We start from the raw sequence: 15055 nt of genomic DNA on the forward strand, positions 1-15055 counted from the left end.
TCAGCGCCGATGGTACTGCAGGGGGGACCCTGTGGGAGAGTAGGACGCCGCCGAACAATCTTTGTGGGAAAGCCCCGCACCTTATGGTGCGGGGCATTTTCGCGTTCCCGGGGAGTTCTGGCGTCGGCCGATCTCGTGGCGTGTGTGGCGTTCAACGAGCTCCGCGAGGACGCCGTGGGTCGGCCCGGTGAGTTTCTGGACGGCAGCGGGTGGGCGGCAATAGGCGACGAGGGGCACACGGTGGGGAAGTTGATGCTGCGACGGGCGCGGAGGCCCTGAGGGGCCGTCTCGTCAGGCCTGGAGGGTGTGGTGGGGCCAGCGGGCGCGGGCCTGTTCCTGGGAGCGCAGGGTGGCGAGGGTCAGCAGGCCGTGGGCGTGGCCCGTTTCGAGGAGGCCGGGGAGGGCGGGCAGCGGGGCGAGGGCCGCGATGTCGTCCAGGACCAGGGTGAGTGGTGGGTCGAGCCGACCGTCAGATGACCGTTCGGCCATGCGGCGGCCGTGCTCGACCACGTGCGAGAGGAGTGCGGTGAGCAGTGGCATCGCACCCGGGTCGGTACGCGGGTCCTCGATGGGCTCGCCTACCACGTAGAGCGTTCCCCCTTCAGCGAGGAATGATTCGAGAAGGACCGAATCCGCGCGAAGAGGGGTGCAGGCATCCCGGATGTGGATCGAGGAGAGGGCGGTCAGCGCGCGGCCGATCAACGCCTGGGCGGCTTCCCGGCGTTCGGGGTGGGCCGTGAGCACCGATTCCAGTTCGCCGGCCTGGCCGGCCGAGGCCTTGGGGCTGGTACGGAGGATGCGGACGGGCTCCTGGGCGGCTCCGGTGGCGTGGGCCCAGCGGTGCAGCTGGCGGAAGGGGCGGCCGTCCACGGCGGCGGCGTGCAGCCAGCAGCGCAGCAGGGTCTGGGCGGCGTCCGCGACCGCCGAGTCCAGGGCGGCGGCCGGGCGTACCGGGGCCAGTAGGGCGGTGGCGCGGTCGGCGGCGGTGGCGAGGTCCGTACAGCCGGAGGTCGGCGACCAGCGCAGCCGGGCGGGGGTGTCGAGGCGGTGGGCCGGGTCGTAGGTCAGCAGCGGGCCGAGTTTGGCGCGGGCGTCCTTGGTCTCGGCCCAGACCGCGGGGTCCGTCGTGGCGACGATCAGTGCGCCCGGGGCGGCGGTCGCGGTGGCGACGGAGGAGGTGACGGCGGCGGCGCGGTCGGTGGTGAACTGTACGCGGGGGAGGGTGAGTTCGGCGGGGGTGTCGGTGGCCGGGGTGAGCGGGGGCGCGGTGCGCTGCTCGGGGACGGGGCCGGCGGCGACGAGGTCGAGGGGCGGCGGGGCGGGGACGGCCGGTGTGGCGGGGGCGTCCTCGCCGGGGGGCGCGGGCGGCTGGGTGGCGGGTGCGGGCTTCCGGAGCGTTTCGCGGGCCTCTCTGGCCTGTTGTGCCGCCCGTTCCGTCGCCAGGGCCTCGTGCGTCTTCCGGCCCTCGGTACGGGCCGCACGCGCCTCCCGGGCCTCCGTCCGGCGGGCCGCCCGTACGGCGCGGTAGCGGGTGACCGTCCCCAGCGCGAAGATCACCAGGACCAGCAGCACCATCAGCTCGCCGATGAGGATGCCCCAGAAGAGGCCGTAGCCGGAGAGCTGGCCCTTGGGAGTGCCGGGCCAGGCGGCGGGGATGTCGTGGGGTGCGGAGACCAGGTGACGCAGTGCCATCGGGGTGCCGGAGTAGGTGACGCCCGTGGGCCAGGCGCCGTGGGCGAACAGGCCGGCCAGTCCGGTCGCCGTCCACACCAGCACGGTCATGCCCAGCAGGAAGACGAGCAGCCCGATCAGCAGGGAGTCGGGGACGCCGCGCCCCCGCGGCCGGCCGGCGCCTCGTGCGTCGTCGTATCCGCCGTTGTCGTATCCGCGGGTCACGCCACCGTCTCGCTCGACTCGTCTCTCCACTGCCGCTCCATCGCCATGGCCTCGGCGCGTGCCTCGGCCTCGGCGTCCGCCGCCGCCTGGACGGCGCGCGCCTCGTCCGTCGGCATCGCGGAGGCCTCGCTGATCGCGGACGCCTCGGTCATCGCCCGGTCGGTGAAGACCAGCGGGCGTTCGGCCTCGGTGATGAGGTGTTTGACGACCTGGACATTGCCGTTGACGTCCCAGACGGCGATGCCGGGGGTGAGGGTCGGGATGATCTCGACGGCCCACCGTGGCAGGCCCAGTACCCGGCCGGTGGCGCGTGCCTCGTCGGCTTTCTGGGCGTAGATGGTGCGGGTCGAGGCCATCTTGAGGATCGCCGCGGCCTCCCGTGCGGCGGCGCCGTCGACCACGTCGCTGAGGTGGTGGACGACGGCCACGAACGACAGGCCGAGCCGCCGGCCGAACTTCAGCAGCCGCTGGAAGAGCTGGGCCACGAACGGGGAGTTGATGATGTGCCAGGCCTCTTCCACCAGGAAGATGCGCTTCTTGCGGTCGGGCCGAATCCAGGTGTGCTCCAGCCAGACGCCGACGATCGCCATCAGGATCGGCATCGCGATGGAGTTGCGATCGATGTGCGACAGGTCGAAGACGATCAGCGGGGCGTCGAGGTCGATGCCCGCGGTGGTCGGCCCGTCGAACATGCCGCGCAGGTCACCGTCGACGAGGCGGTCGAGCACCAGCGCCACGTCCAGACCCCAGGCCCGGACGTCGTCTATGTCGACGTTCATCGCCTCCGCCGACTCCTCCTCCGGGTGCCGCAGCTGCTCGACGATGTCGGTCAGGACGGGCTGCCGGTGGGTGATGGTCTCGGTGACGTAGGCGTGCGCGACCTTGAGGGCGAAGCCGGAGCGTTCGTCCAGGCCGTGGCCCATCGCGACCTCGATGATCGTGCGCAGCAGGGCCAGCTGGCCGGTGGTGGTGATCGACGGGTCGAGGGGATTGAGGCGGATACCCCCGTTGAGGGCGGCGGTCGGGTCCAGGCGGATGGGAGTTATCCCCAGCTCCTGCGCGATGAGGTTCCACTCGCCGACGCCGTCCTCGCCCTGCGCGTCCAGCACCACGACCTGGCGGTCCCGGAACCTCAACTGCCGCAGGACGTAGGTCTTCTCCAGTGCCGACTTGCCGTTGCCGGACTCGCCGAGGACCAGCCAGTGCGGGGCCGGCAGCTGCTGTCCGTACAGCTGGAAGGGGTCGTAGATGTAGCCCTTGCCGCTGTAGACCTCACGGCCGATGATCACGCCGGAGTCGCCGAGACCGGGGGCCGCGGTGGGCAGATAGACCGCCTGGGCCTGGCCGGTGGAGGTGCGTACGGGCAGCCGGGTGGTCTCCACCTTCCCGAACAGGAAGCTGGTGAACGCCTCGGTGAGCGCTCCGATCGGGTCGAGCATGGCCATGACGTACGCGCCTCCCAGCGGCTTTAGCGGCGGATTCCGGTCGCGAACGGCAGGGTGTTGACGAACGCCCGGTGGTGCTCGCGGTCGCACCACTCCAGCTTCAGATAGGACTTGCCGGCCGAGGCGCGGATGGTGCGCTTGTCGCGGGCGAGGGCCTCGGGCGAGCGGGAGGACACCGTGAGGTAGCCGACGAGGTTGACGCCGGCGGCGCCGGAGGCCAGGTCCTCGCCCCGCTGGTCGACGCGGCCGTGGTGGGCGACGTCCCGCGGGTCGACGACCCGGTTCATCTTCGCCGCCCGGCTGGCCTCGGCGTCGTCGTTGGTCTTCTCCGTCAGCATCCGCTCGATGGCGATCTCGGTGGGCTCCAGGTCCATGCAGACCGCGACCGTACGGATCACGTCGGGGGTGTGCACCAGGAGGGGCGCGAGGAAGTTGACGCCCACCGGGGTCAGCGGCCACTCCTTGACCCAGGCGGTGGCGTGGCACCAGGGCGCGCGGGTCGTCGACTCCCGCGTCTTGGCCTGGAGGTACGTCGGCTCCATCGCGTCCAGTTCGGCGGGCCAGGCGTTGCGCTTGCTCATCGCCTGGATGTGGTCGATGGGGTGGTCCGGGTCGTACATGGAGTGCACGAGGGAGGCGAGCCGGGCCTGGCCGAGCGGCTGGCGGACCCGGATGTCGGCCTCGGCGAGCCGGGCGCAGATGTCGGTGAGCTCACGCGCCATGACGACCGCGAGGCCGGCGTCCCGGTCCAGCTTCTTGCGCAGCAGCCCGCCCTGGTGCATCCGTGCGGCGCGGGCCATGGTCTGCGCCTCGGCGGCCAGCTCGCGGGTGTAGTGCATACAGGCGACGAGGTAGGCGCGGTGCTGCTCGGAGGAGGTGGAGACCATCGACTGGAGCTGGTCGTAGGACTCCCGCAGCCAGTCGGGGGAGCTTTTGTCGCCGCGCTGGGCGACGTCCTTGGCGTGCGCGTCCGGGTCGGCGGGCAGCGTACGGGCCAGCATCTGCAGCCGGGTCACGAAGCCGTCCCCGTTGGCGACGTGCTTGAGCAGCGTCCCGAAACGGTCGACCAGCGCCTCCTGGTCCTCGCTGTCCCGCAGGCCGACGCCCGGCCCCTCGATCTCGATGGCGGCCGTCACCGTCTTGCGGTCGGCGTGCAGCAGCACCGCGATCTCGTCCGGGCCGAAGGGCGCGGACAGCCAGTTGATCCGGCCGATGCCGGGCGGCGGGCCGATCTCGACCTCGCGGCCGTCCAGCCGGACGCCCGCCTCGGCGGCGCCGGAGCGGTAGGTGGCGCCGCGGCGGACCGTCCGGCGGAAGCTGCGCCGGATCTCGAACCACTTGTAGAACGTGCGGCCCTTGTACGGCACGTAGACGAGGGCGAGGCCCAGCATCGGGAAGCCGGTGAGGGAGGCGATCCGCAGCGGCAGCATGGGAACCAGCAGCCCGCACATCATGCCGAGGAACGCGCCCGCGATGATCAGCGCGATCTCACCGGTCTCGCGGTTCTTGCCGACGATGGCGTTGGGCCGGGCGCGGCCGATGAGGTAGGTGCGGCGCGGGGCGATCGGGTGGGACTGCGTACTCAACGCCCCTCACCTCCTGAGGTCTTGCCGGAGCGGGAACCGCTGCCCGGGTGGGGGTTCGTACGGGGAGCGGGGGTGGCGGGCGCCGAGGAGCGGCCGCCGCGGGAGCTGTGCGCGGCGACGCCGCCGGCCACCGCGTCGGCCGGCCGGGACTGGCCGCCCTGCGCGCCCTGCGCCTGCCCGCCGTCCCCGCCGGACCGGCGGGAGCTGTGGGTCTTGATGCCCTGGGACACCAGCGCGGCGGGCGAGGAGATCATCGCGGCGGCCTGGCTGCCGTCGGTGGCCCGGCCCTTGTTCGTACGGGCGGAGATCATCTCGTCGCCGAAGCCGGGGACGAAGCGGTAGATCACCGCGCTGGCGAAGATGGCCAGGACGATGATCGAGAGGCCGGAGACGACGGCGGAGAAGGCGTTCGGGCCCTTGTCGTGGGAGAGCGCGCCGGCGACGCCCAGCACGATCACGATGACCGGCTTCACCAGGATCACCGCGATCATGATGCCCGCCCAGCGGCGCACATGCCCCCACATGTTCTTGTCGACCAGCCCGGCGTAGACGACCGTGCCGAGCAGCGCCCCGACGTACAGCAGCGCGGCCCGGATCACCAGCTCCAGCCACAGCACACCGGCGGCGAGCACGGAGACCAGCGACACCACGATCAGCATGATCGGGCCGCCGCCGATGTCCGTGCCCTTCGTGAGCGCCTGGGAGAAGGCCCCGAAGAAGGTGTCGGTCTGCGCGCCGGTCCCCTTGGCGATGATCTCGGTGACCCCGTCGGTGGCCGAGACGACGGTGTAGAGGATCAGCGGGGTGAAGGCGGAGGCGAGCACGGTCAGCCAGAGGAACCCGACCGCCTCACTGATCGCCTCCGTCAGCCGCACCCCGCGCACCGCACGTTTGGCGACGGCCAGCAGCCACAGCACGAGGGTGAGGATGGTCGAGGCCGCGAAGACGACGGCGTACTGCCGCAGGAAGGCGGCGTTGGTGAAGTCCACCTGTGAGGTCGCCTTCACCGCGTCGGAGAGCTTGGTGACGATCCAGGCGGCGGCTTTGGCACAGCCTTTGGCTAGGGATTCGAGGGGGTCTAGGGGGTTGTTGTCGGTGAGGCCGCCGGGCGCCTTGGGCGCCCCGGAACCGCCTTTGTCGCCGGATTGGCAGTAGTCCTTGGCGGGGCCGCGGACCAGGTCACAAGGGTCACTGCTCGGCGTGGGGCTCGGTGCGGCGAAGGCACGCGAGGCCAGGAGAACAGCGGTTGTCTGGACAACCGTCACCAATGCGGCCAGAGAGAGGGCGCGACGACTGTTAGCGGGCATAGGTGAACCCTCCGAACCCTTGCACAGCATTGGTCATGTCCTCTGCGGACGAGGCAGCTTGGTCCTTCCCGATCGGAGCGGGCCCGTCCTTCTGCGTGAAGTTCGTGACCTTCCAGTCCCCGTCCGTCCAGTGCAGGTCAAAAGTGTTCGTGTACCAGCTCTCGGTGACGGGGTTCTTGGACTGCAATCCCGCGAGGCCGAAGAGAGCGGAGTACCAGACCGAGACCTTGGCAGTGTCGCCCTTGAACGACTCGGTCTTCGTGCCGACAGGGTTGGCGCGCGACACGAAGGTCATTCCCTTGGGGGCAGTGCCGTCGGCCTTGAGTCCGATCCGGCCGAGGAAGGCGGGGTCGGAGTACACCTTGTCGAGGTCACTCTTGCGCGCTGTTGCCACGGATGGCGCATAGACGGCCTTGGCGATCTTGTGCCGTCTGGTGCCCTGGTACATGCCGTCGCTGGAGAGCGCCACCGCATAATTCGCCGCCGCCGACTGCGCCCCCTGCTCCGTCTTGGCGAAGCCCGACGCGATCCCCCCGTTCTTCCCGTTGACGGCCTTGGTGCCGGTGGGGGCGGTGGGCTGGGCGCGGCCGGGGTCCTTGGGGGAGTCGGTCGCGGTGGTTTCGCTGTTGCCGCTTCCGCCGCGGTTGGCGAAGGCGATGGCCGCGAGCAGCAGGACGATCACGCCGACGATGGTGACGAGGTTGCGGCTGGACATGCCGCCCCGGGGGCGCCGTCCCTGGCCGTAGAGGTCGCCCTCGTTGTCGGGAAGTCTGGTCCGGGTCTGGCCCGTCCCGGGACCACGGTGGCCGTCGCCTCCGTAGCCGCCGTCGTCACTGAGACTCATCGCGCCTGTGCCCCCTCTGCCGCCGTCGCGTGCGTGCCGTTGGTTGTGCCGCCCTCATATGACCGTAGCCGCGCGGGCGGCGGCTCGGGTGCAGCGGTACGAGTACATCTCACCGTGACGGGTCCTCAGATGCGGTACGACAGAGGCGAATGGGGGACTCTGGGTTATTTGTGCGCATCGCCTGCTCCGCGGTCGCCGGTCGCCTTCTTGCCCCCGGGTTCACCTGTCCCCGCGCGGTGCCCGGCCCAATCGGGCCGCTGGTGGCGGGGGTGATGAGGGTGTGCCGCGGTTCCGTCGGGCCGGCGTGAGCGGGCGTCAGCATGGGGCCTCGGCAGGGGAGGTGGGGCCGGTGGGAGCGAGTGGGGGCACGGGACGGCGGAGAGAGGGTGGGCGGGGGCGCACGGGGGGGCGACGCGGGGACGGGCGGGTGCCGGGGGTGCGCCATCCGGGCGGCGGCGGGTCGGGCGGTCAGGGGTGCCCTAGACCGCCATGCCGTAGACGATGGTGAACAGCGTCCCCAGGGAGCCGATGATGAAGACGCCGGTCAGGCCGGCCACGATCAGGCCCTTGCCCTGTTCGGCGCTGAAGGTGTCGCGCAGCGCGGTGGCGCCGATGCGCTGCTTGGCGGCGCCCCAGATCGCGATGCCGAGGCACAGCAGGATCGCCACCGCCATGATGACCTCGATCATCACGCGTGCCTCGTTGCCCAGGCTCCCGAACGGCCCCCAGTCCGGGGCGATTCCGCCGATGATGGTGGTGATGTCGCCTTTTTCGGCCGCAATGAACATGTGTGAACTCACCGCCCCTTGATGGGTAGTTGTGTCCGTGCCGACGCGGCACAGGTCGGTCTCTATCTTCGCTGACGAATGGACCGTCAGCTGTCGACTTGGCGGCTTTCTTTGAAGGATCTCCCGTGCGGGTGGGGTGTGGCCGCGGACGCACGTCCTCCATTGAACCGACTGGTCTCACCGTGTGTATCACGGGGGATAACCCTGGGCAATGATCATCGGGAGCACTGGTGGCCGGTCCGGCGCGCCGGATGGCCCGTAGCCCGTCCGGCGGTGTACGGGGCGGCATCCGGCGCGGCACCGCACCCCGGACGGAGCGCCCCCTGCGCCGTCGTATGCGCCGCCGTGCGGCACCCGGCGCAGCGGCGCGCGCGGGAGCGGCCGGAAAAGGGCAGTGAACCGGGGCTGAATGGGGGAGGGTTGGGGGGTGCGGAAATTCTGGGTGGCCGGTGGGCTCGGGGCAGGGCTGGTGCTCTGCCTGCTCGGGCTGCTTGTGGTCGGTACGTATATGGCCGCGGCCGGGCTGGCCGGGGCCGGCGGGCGGGCGCTCGGGCTGGCCAAGGGTTCGGTGCCGGCCGAGTACCAGCAGCTGGTGCAGAAGTGGGGGACGCTCTGCCCGGCGATAAGCCCCGCGCTGCTGGCGGCGCAGCTCTACCAGGAGAGCGGCTGGAACCCCAGGGCACAGAGCCCGGCGGCCGCGCAGGGCATGGCGCAGTTCATCCCGGGGACCTGGCAGACCCATGGCGTCGACGGCAACGGCGACGGCAAGAAGGACGTGTGGGACCCGGAGGACGCGATTCCGTCGGCGGCCTCGTACGACTGCGAGCTGGCCGGTTATGTGAAGCGCGCGCCGGGCAACGCCACCCACAACATGCTCGCCGCCTATAACGCCGGGGCCTATCGCGTCATCCAGTACAACGGGGTGCCGCCGTACCGCGAGACACGGAACTACGTGAAGACGATCACGACGCTGGCCAAGAGTTTTGAGGCTCCGTCGGGTCGGGTGGAGCCCTCGCGGCAGGCCGCGGCCGCCATCTACTTCGCCCAGCAGAAGCTCGGCACGCCCTATCTGTGGGGCGGCACGGGAACCGCGGCGCAGGGCGGCCGGTTCGACTGTTCCGGGCTGTCCCAGGCCGCGTACCGCTCCGTGGGCATCGAGCTGCCCCGGGTGGCGAACGACCAGTGGAACGCCGGGCCGCATCCGAAGCGGGACGAGCTGCTCCCGGGGGATCTGGTGTTCTTCGCTTACGACCTCAAGGACCCGCGGTCGATCCATCACGTGGGGATCTACGTGGGAGGCGGGTACATGATCAACGCGCCGTACACCGGGGCCAAGATCCGGTTCGACAAAATCGACACGCCGGACTACATCGGTGCGACCCGCGTCACGTCGGATGGCGCAAAAGCGCTGCCCGGCACGAACGCTGCGTGAACATAGGGCCCTGAACTGCGGTGATGAGTCAAGCTTCGATAACGTCCTGGTGATCATCCGGTGGAGAGTGGAACGCCAGGGGCGGGCATCGCGTTTCCTTGGCGTGGTGACGTAGCAGCGCTTGGCACAGCACACGCTCGACGACCACGGGGGCAGGCAGCACACGAAGGCGCTCGCGCGCGCGAAAGATTAAGGGGCCGCTGCAGATGGCTGGACTCGCATTCGAGGGGTCGAACCCCGACGTCGACGTGCTCGACGGCGTCAACGGCCTCGCGAAGGACGCCCCCCACTGGGTCAACAAGGCCATGGAGTACATCGGTGAGTACGGCCTCATCGCCGGTCTCGCCGTGCTGTGTCTGATCGCCTGGTGGTCCGCGCGCCGCAGGCCGGGCGCGCCGGCCGCCGTCGCCGGTCTGGTCTGGGCGCCGCTGGCCGCGGGCATCGCCCTGCTGGCGAACATCCCCATCCGGTCCTTCGTGGAGCGGCCGCGGCCGTTCAAGGACCACGCCGGGCTCGAAGTGCTGATCCCCGGCAAGAGCGACTTCTCCTTCGTGAGCGACCACGCGACGCTCACCATGGCGGTCGGTGTCGGACTGTTCGTCGCCCACCGGAAGTTCGGCCTGATCGGGATCGCGCTGGCGCTCGCCGAGGGCTTCTGCCGCGTCTACATGGGCGTGCACTACCCGACCGACGTGGTCGGCGGCTTCGCGCTGGGCACCGCCGTCGCGCTGCTGCTCGCCCCGCTCGCGCAGGCGCTGCTGGTGCCGCTGACGACGGCGATCAGCCGCTCCAAGCTGGCGTGGCTGGTGTGCGCGCCTGGCAACGAGGCGGACGCGGACGGCGAGGGCAGCCGGGTGGTGGCCACGGGATCGGCGGTGCCCGGCGGCCACAAGGAGCGGGACAAGGATCTGGCGGCCTGAGGGCGGGCCGGGCGGTTCGCCGAACCGCCCGGCCCGCGCCCGGGACACACGGCCTGGCGGATGCGGACGGCCCGGCCCCTCGCGGGGACCGGGCCGTCCGTGTTTCCGGGCGCGGGGAGGCCTCAGAGCGCCTGCGGGAAGGTGCTGAACAGCCGTTGCGGGTCGTAGGTCCGCTTGACCTCGGCGAGACGGCCGGCGGCGGCGCCGTAGTAGGCGGACTTCCAGTCGGTGAGGCCGGGGTCGGTGTAGTTCTGGTACGCGGCGCCGGAGGAGTAGCGGCGCATCGCGTCATGGAAGGAATTCAGCCACGCTGTGCGGGTGCCGGACGAGCCGCCCGCCGACCAGGACGTCAAGTACTGGGCGAGGAACCGCGAGCCGCGGTGGACGAAGGCGGTGTCGGTGCTGCCGACGCGGTTGATCGCGCCGCCCAGCGCCGTCAGCGCCACGTCCCCGCCGACGCCCTTGCGGCCGCCCGCCTCGATCTGGTCCATCAGCGTGCGGATACCGGCCGCGGACAGCGAGCGGTCGAAGAAGTGCGAGCGGGCGGCGTAGGTCTCGCGGCCCAGCTGGCCGGCCTTGTTCTGGCCGGGCAGCGAACCCGGCGTGTGGCACTGCGCGGTGGACTTGCTCGAACAGCCCGCGTAGGACTCCATCGCGTCCAGATAGCCGGTCGGCGTCAGGCTGACGCTCTTGGCGGGGCCGGGGCCGCCCGGCTGGTCGGCGAGCTTGTCGAGGGCGTTCTTCAGGTCGCCGTAGCCGCCCAGGGAGAAGGCCACGACGTAGACGGCCGGGGTGTTGCCGGGGCGCGCCTGGAGATGGCACGCGGACCATATCTCGTCGTCCTGCACCGGCCCCCACTTCTGCCAGGAGGCCACCACCTTCGCCGCCTTGGACCACGGCCAGCTCAGGTACGCCTTCACCGCGCGCGGCGCCGGATGTGTACGGAAGCGGAGCTCGGTGACCACGCCGAAGTTGCCGTTGCCGGCGCCGCGCAGCGCCCAGAAGAGGTCGGCGTGCTGCTTCCGGTCGCAGTCGACGGTCTTGCCGTCCGCCGTGACCAGCGTGGCGCCGACGAGGCTGTCGCAGGTCAGGCCGTAGGCGCGGGAGGCCACCCCGTGGCCGCCGCCGAGGGTGAGGCCGGATATCCCGACGGTGGGGCAGGAGCCCCCGGGTATCGTCACGCCGTGCGCCCCGAGGCCCTCGTAGACGTCGATGAGCTTGGCGCCGGCCCCGATGCGGGTGATGCCGCCGGACGGCGCGCCCACCTTGGAGAGGGCGGAGACGTCGACGACGAGCTTGCCGTTGCCGCTGGACCAGCCCGCGTAGGAGTGGCCGCCGCTGCGGATGGCGAGCGGGGTGTCGTACCGCCGGGCGAAGGCGAGGCACTCGGCGATGTCCGCCGGGTGCTTGACGTAGGCGATGGCCGACGGCTTCAGCGTGTCGAAGCGGGTGTTGTAGAGGCGCCGGGCGCTCTCGTAGGCGGCGTCGGAGGCCCGCACCAGCTTGCCGTCCAGGCTCTTGCCCAGCGCGCTCCAGGCGGACCCGGAGGCCCGGCCCTTGGCGGCGCCCCCGGCGGCGGCCGCGTTGGTCTGTGCCACGTTACCGGCGGCCGCCTCGGTGGTGGCGGCCGCCGCGCCGGTCTTCTGGTCGCAGCCGGTGGCCCAGGCGACCGACGTCGCCGCCAGTCCGCCGCCGGCCTGCAGGAGTGTGCGCCGCTTCACTGGGATGAATCCCCCTCGATGTCGTACGGTCCTGCCCCGCCTGCCGATGGCCCGGCCGGTGATCGCGGGGCGCGTGCCGGGAACCGCACCGGACGGGTGCGGCGCCGCGCTGCCCCTCGCGTACCGCTGTGTCCGGTTGTGCCCCGCGCTGTCCGGTGCTGTCCTCGAAGTCCGTTGGCGGCGCGGTGCCGTTGCTTCCCTGGTTAGGCAGATGCGGCAGGGGCGTGAGGGGTTCCCGGAACGGACGGCCTCATTCCAGCGGGCGCCCGGTTCCGTCGTCGTCGGTGCCGGAAGCGGCCTCGGCATCGGCCAGATGGCGCTCCGCGTCCGTACGAGCCTGAGAGCGGGCGCGGCGGGCCGGTCCCCGCCAGCCGCAGTCGCAGCGGGCCGTGCAGAAGGCGCCGCGTTCGGTGGTGGAGGTCGCGTGAGGGGCTCGGTCGGGCACCCCGTCACGCTACGCGCCCCAGGTGCCCGGGCGTGACGAGCCCCCTGGACGGTCGTTGAACGGAACGGTCGACGGAACGTCAGAGGCGGCGCGGCGGAACGTCCGACCCTCCCGAGCGGACCGGCCGCCCCAGGCCGTTCCCGAAGACAGCGGCCGAGGGGGCTCGTACGCGATGGTGGTGCAGGACAGGCGAGGCGGCGGCACGGTCGCCGTGGCCATGGCGTGCGGGACGGGTCTGGCGGTCGGGCTGCTGACATCGGGCTGTTCTCCTGACGGGGCCGCGGCCGACGACCAGGAGCCGGCCGGCCGGGCCGCCCCCGCCGCCGCGGAGGTCCGGGACAGCGCCGACGCCCTGGTGCGGGCCGGCTCCGCCGCCATCCGCACCTCCATGGAGACCGTCAGCGGCGGCACCCTCGTCGCCATCCGCGGCACCGGCGGCTACGACTTCGCCACCAGCACCGGGCGGCTGCGGGTGGTGCTCCCCGATCCGGCGGGCCGGCCCAGCGGCGGCCGTCAGCCGATCACGGAGATCCTCGCGCCCGGTGCGCTGTTCATGAAGAACCGCGGGGCCGGGGTGCCCGCCGACAAATGGGTACGGGTGGCCACCGCCTCGCTGTCCGACGGGAATCTGGTCACCGGCGGCGCCACCGATCCGCTGGCCGCCGCCGAACTGCTGCGCGGCGCACGGGAGGTGACCTATCAGGGCGAGGAGTGGCTGGACGGGGTGCGGGTGCGGCACTACCGCGGGACGACGGACATCCGGGTGGCCGCCGCCGCGGCGTCGCCGCACACCGGCCCGGCGCTGCTCGCCGCGGGGGACGGATTCACCACCGACGAGGTGCCGTTCGACGCGTATCTGGACGAGGCCGGGCTGCTGCGCAAGGTGCGCCAGTGGTTCCGTTTCGCCAACGGCGCGCCGAAGGGGGCTTCGGTGACCTCCACGACGGAACTGTCCGGTTTCGGGACGAAGGTCGCGGTGCGGCTGCCGGACGAACGGGACATCTACGCAGGGAAGATCGCGTCGCCCACGGCATGAGGCCGGGTACCGCGGGCAGGGCATGTGACAGGGGTGCTTGCCGGATGGCGGAAATGGTCCATCCGTGCCATGCGCGCGGCGCGCGCCCGTCCCTAGGCTTGCGGTAACCACCCCAGGCGTGGGAAGGCGCTCGAAGGAGGAGGTGTTGTACGTGGCCGGACACCGCCCTACGACGGTCCAGGACCTCGTAGCCCTCGTCGAGATCGACCTGACCGGTGAGCTGATGATCGCGGCCGCTGCCGCGAGCGAGGATCGGCTCAGCCCGGACCGTATCGACGAGGTGCTGGAGGTCGACGGGGAGGACGGCGACGGCGCGGACCGGGTGCCGCCCCGGACCGGACCCGCCGGACGCTGCCCCGGTTAGTGCGCCTCGGGCCGCCCGGCGCGAGCCCGCCGGCTCAGGTGCGCAGCATCCGCTCGATCGCCTTGGTGGCCTCCTGGACCTTGGCGTCGATGGCCTCGGGGCCCTTGACGGCCGCGTCGGCGACGCAGTGCCGCAGATGCTCCTCCAGGAGCTGAAGACCGAAGGACTGCAGGCCCTTCGTGCTCGCCGAGACCTGGGTGAGTATGTCGATGCAGTAGACATCCTCTTCGAGCATCCGCTGCAGTCCGCGGATCTGGCCCTCGATCCGCCGCAGTCGCTTGATGTGTGCGTCCTTCTGCTGTGCGTAGCCGTGCACGCCGGCCGCCGGAGAAGTCTCTGCGTGATCGGTCACGGTTTGAACGCCGCTCGGGGGGTCGGCGTCCGGCTTCCGGGGGTGGCAGGCCGCGGCGGCCGCGGTGCTGCCGTTGGCATCGGCGTCCGTGCTCGTCATGGCCTTCTCCCGTGATATCTCGGGGGTTCGTATACCCCCGGTGGGTATATGGTACCGAACTTCTCGGGCACCTGTGGTACCCCGTGCAGAGCATGCTGTGCGATGGGCGACACTGAAGGAATGCCGGTTAGCAGTGGCTGGATGATGCGCCTAGCATCATCCCGACCGAATCCGATGCACCCCGAGGATTTCACGTGCGCTTTCGTCTGACCCCCAGGGAGACGAGCTTCTACGACATGTTCGCCGCCTCTGCGGACAACATCGTCACGGGCTCCAAGCTCCTGATGGAACTGCTCGGGGCGGACGCCTCAGCCCGGGCAGAGATCGCCGAGCGTATGCGGGCGGCGGAGCACGCGGGTGATGACGCGACCCACGCGATCTTCCACCAGCTGAACTCCTCGTTCATCACGCCGTTCGACCGCGAGGACATCTACAACCTCGCCTCGTCGCTCGACGACATCATGGACTTCATGGAGGAGGCCGTCGATCTGGTCGTCCTCTACAAGGTCGAGGAACTGCCCAAGGGCGTCGACCAGCAGATCGAGGTGCTGGCGCGGGCGGCCGAGCTGACCGCCGAGGCGATGCCGCACCTGCGGACGATGACCAACCTCACCGAGTACTGGATCGAGGTCAACCGCCTGGAGAACCAGGCCGACCAGATCCACCGCAAGCTGCTGGCGCACCTCTTCAACGGCAAGTACGACGCCATCGAGGTCCTCAAGCTCAAGCAGATCGTGGACATCCTGGAAGAGGCGGCGGATGCCTTCGAGCACGTCGCCAACACGGTCGAGACCATCGCGGTCAAGGAGTCCTGAGCGCC

General features: G+C 71.1%; 14 protein-coding genes. 5 read left to right on the top strand and 9 right to left on the bottom strand.

All coding sequences use genetic code 11. The features are described 5' to 3' along the window. Positions 1 to 291: 291 nt before the first annotated feature. The 6 genes from ACGFN2_RS33195 to ACGFN2_RS33220 all read right to left on the bottom strand — a co-directional run bounded on the left by ACGFN2_RS33195 (position 292) and on the right by ACGFN2_RS33220 (position 7866). Positions 292 to 1782: a type VI secretion protein gene (locus ACGFN2_RS33195; RefSeq protein WP_393366546.1), complete on the bottom strand. Its 1491-nt coding sequence runs from the start codon at positions 1780 to 1782 to the stop codon at positions 292 to 294. 110 nt (positions 1783 to 1892) lie between these two features. Beyond that, positions 1893 to 3335 carry an ATP-binding protein gene (locus ACGFN2_RS33200; protein ID WP_362611320.1) on the bottom strand — a complete coding sequence of 481 codons (1443 nt, stop codon included), beginning with the start codon at positions 3333 to 3335 and terminating at the stop codon, positions 1893 to 1895. A 29-nt stretch (positions 3336 to 3364) separates the two neighbouring features. Next, positions 3365 to 4927, bottom strand: a complete 1563-nt coding sequence (locus tag ACGFN2_RS33205; protein ID WP_362611311.1) for an SCO6880 family protein — start codon at positions 4925 to 4927, stop codon at positions 3365 to 3367. Further along, positions 4924 to 6234 carry a hypothetical protein gene (locus ACGFN2_RS33210; RefSeq protein ID WP_393366490.1) on the bottom strand — a complete coding sequence of 437 codons (1311 nt, stop codon included), beginning with the start codon at positions 6232 to 6234 and terminating at the stop codon, positions 4924 to 4926. Before ACGFN2_RS33210 ends, ACGFN2_RS33205 begins: the two co-directional genes overlap by 4 nt. Further along, complete coding sequence (locus ACGFN2_RS33215; protein ID WP_393366491.1) at positions 6224 to 7078, bottom strand: hypothetical protein; 855 nt, start codon at positions 7076 to 7078, stop codon at positions 6224 to 6226. The genes ACGFN2_RS33210 and ACGFN2_RS33215 overlap by 11 nt, the downstream gene beginning before the upstream one ends. A 479-nt stretch (positions 7079 to 7557) precedes the next feature. After that, complete coding sequence (locus ACGFN2_RS33220) at positions 7558 to 7866, bottom strand: hypothetical protein (RefSeq protein WP_362611306.1); 309 nt, start codon at positions 7864 to 7866, stop codon at positions 7558 to 7560. 427 nt (positions 7867 to 8293) lie between these two features. Between ACGFN2_RS33220 and ACGFN2_RS33225 the strand changes: the two genes are divergently transcribed. Further along, positions 8294 to 9298: a bifunctional lytic transglycosylase/C40 family peptidase gene (locus ACGFN2_RS33225; RefSeq protein WP_362611303.1), complete on the top strand. Its 1005-nt coding sequence runs from the start codon at positions 8294 to 8296 to the stop codon at positions 9296 to 9298. Between the two features lie 206 nt (positions 9299 to 9504). Next, a complete protein-coding gene (locus ACGFN2_RS33230; RefSeq protein ID WP_362611300.1) occupies positions 9505 to 10218 on the top strand; it encodes a phosphatase PAP2 family protein in 714 nt (237 codons plus the stop codon). A 122-nt stretch (positions 10219 to 10340) separates the two neighbouring features. On the opposite strand, the gene ACGFN2_RS33235 is transcribed toward ACGFN2_RS33230, so the two are convergent. Together ACGFN2_RS33235 and ACGFN2_RS33240 are read right to left on the bottom strand one after the other, a co-directional pair. Then, a complete protein-coding gene (locus ACGFN2_RS33235) occupies positions 10341 to 11939 on the bottom strand; it encodes an FAD-binding oxidoreductase (RefSeq protein ID WP_393366494.1) in 1599 nt (532 codons plus the stop codon). Positions 11940 to 12189: 250 nt separating this feature from the next. Continuing rightward, positions 12190 to 12384 carry a hypothetical protein gene (locus ACGFN2_RS33240; protein ID WP_362611297.1) on the bottom strand — a complete coding sequence of 65 codons (195 nt, stop codon included), beginning with the start codon at positions 12382 to 12384 and terminating at the stop codon, positions 12190 to 12192. A 172-nt stretch (positions 12385 to 12556) separates the two neighbouring features. Between ACGFN2_RS33240 and ACGFN2_RS33245 the strand changes: the two genes are divergently transcribed. Together ACGFN2_RS33245 and ACGFN2_RS33250 are read left to right on the top strand one after the other, a co-directional pair. After that, positions 12557 to 13420, top strand: a complete 864-nt coding sequence (locus tag ACGFN2_RS33245) for a hypothetical protein (RefSeq protein WP_362611294.1) — start codon at positions 12557 to 12559, stop codon at positions 13418 to 13420. A gap of 145 nt (positions 13421 to 13565) precedes the next feature. After that, entirely contained in the window at positions 13566 to 13784 is a 219-nt protein-coding gene (locus tag ACGFN2_RS33250; RefSeq protein WP_362611292.1) for a hypothetical protein, read from the top strand. 34 nt (positions 13785 to 13818) lie between these two features. Here the strand turns inward: ACGFN2_RS33250 and ACGFN2_RS33255 are convergent, their stop codons facing one another. Then, positions 13819 to 14235 (bottom strand): metal-sensitive transcriptional regulator, encoded by a 417-nt coding sequence (locus ACGFN2_RS33255; protein WP_362611291.1) that lies wholly within the window; start codon positions 14233 to 14235, stop codon positions 13819 to 13821. 194 nt (positions 14236 to 14429) lie between these two features. On the opposite strand from ACGFN2_RS33255, the gene ACGFN2_RS33260 reads away from it, so the two are divergent. After that, a complete protein-coding gene (locus tag ACGFN2_RS33260) occupies positions 14430 to 15050 on the top strand; it encodes a DUF47 domain-containing protein (RefSeq protein WP_026170326.1) in 621 nt (206 codons plus the stop codon). Positions 15051 to 15055 lie beyond the last annotated feature (5 nt).

Origin of the sequence: Streptomyces sp. NPDC048612 (assembly GCF_043199295.1) — a bacterium.
In the GTDB taxonomy this organism is placed as follows: Bacteria; Actinomycetota; Actinomycetes; order Streptomycetales; family Streptomycetaceae; genus Streptomyces.

Coding starts and splice junctions, on each gene's coding strand:
- ACGFN2_RS33245 (WP_362611294.1), top strand. CDS start 12,557: ATGGTGGTGCAGGACAGGCGAGGCGGCGGCACGGTCGCCGTGGCCATG.
- ACGFN2_RS33200 (WP_362611320.1), bottom strand. CDS start 3,335: ATGCTCGACCCGATCGGAGCGCTCACCGAGGCGTTCACCAGCTTCCTG.
- ACGFN2_RS33230 (WP_362611300.1), top strand. CDS start 9,505: ATGGCTGGACTCGCATTCGAGGGGTCGAACCCCGACGTCGACGTGCTC.
- ACGFN2_RS33195 (WP_393366546.1), bottom strand. CDS start 1,782: ATGACCGTGCTGGTGTGGACGGCGACCGGACTGGCCGGCCTGTTCGCC.
- ACGFN2_RS33220 (WP_362611306.1), bottom strand. CDS start 7,866: ATGTTCATTGCGGCCGAAAAAGGCGACATCACCACCATCATCGGCGGA.
- ACGFN2_RS33215 (WP_393366491.1), bottom strand. CDS start 7,078: ATGAGTCTCAGTGACGACGGCGGCTACGGAGGCGACGGCCACCGTGGT.
- ACGFN2_RS33255 (WP_362611291.1), bottom strand. CDS start 14,235: ATGACGAGCACGGACGCCGATGCCAACGGCAGCACCGCGGCCGCCGCG.
- ACGFN2_RS33210 (WP_393366490.1), bottom strand. CDS start 6,234: ATGCCCGCTAACAGTCGTCGCGCCCTCTCTCTGGCCGCATTGGTGACG.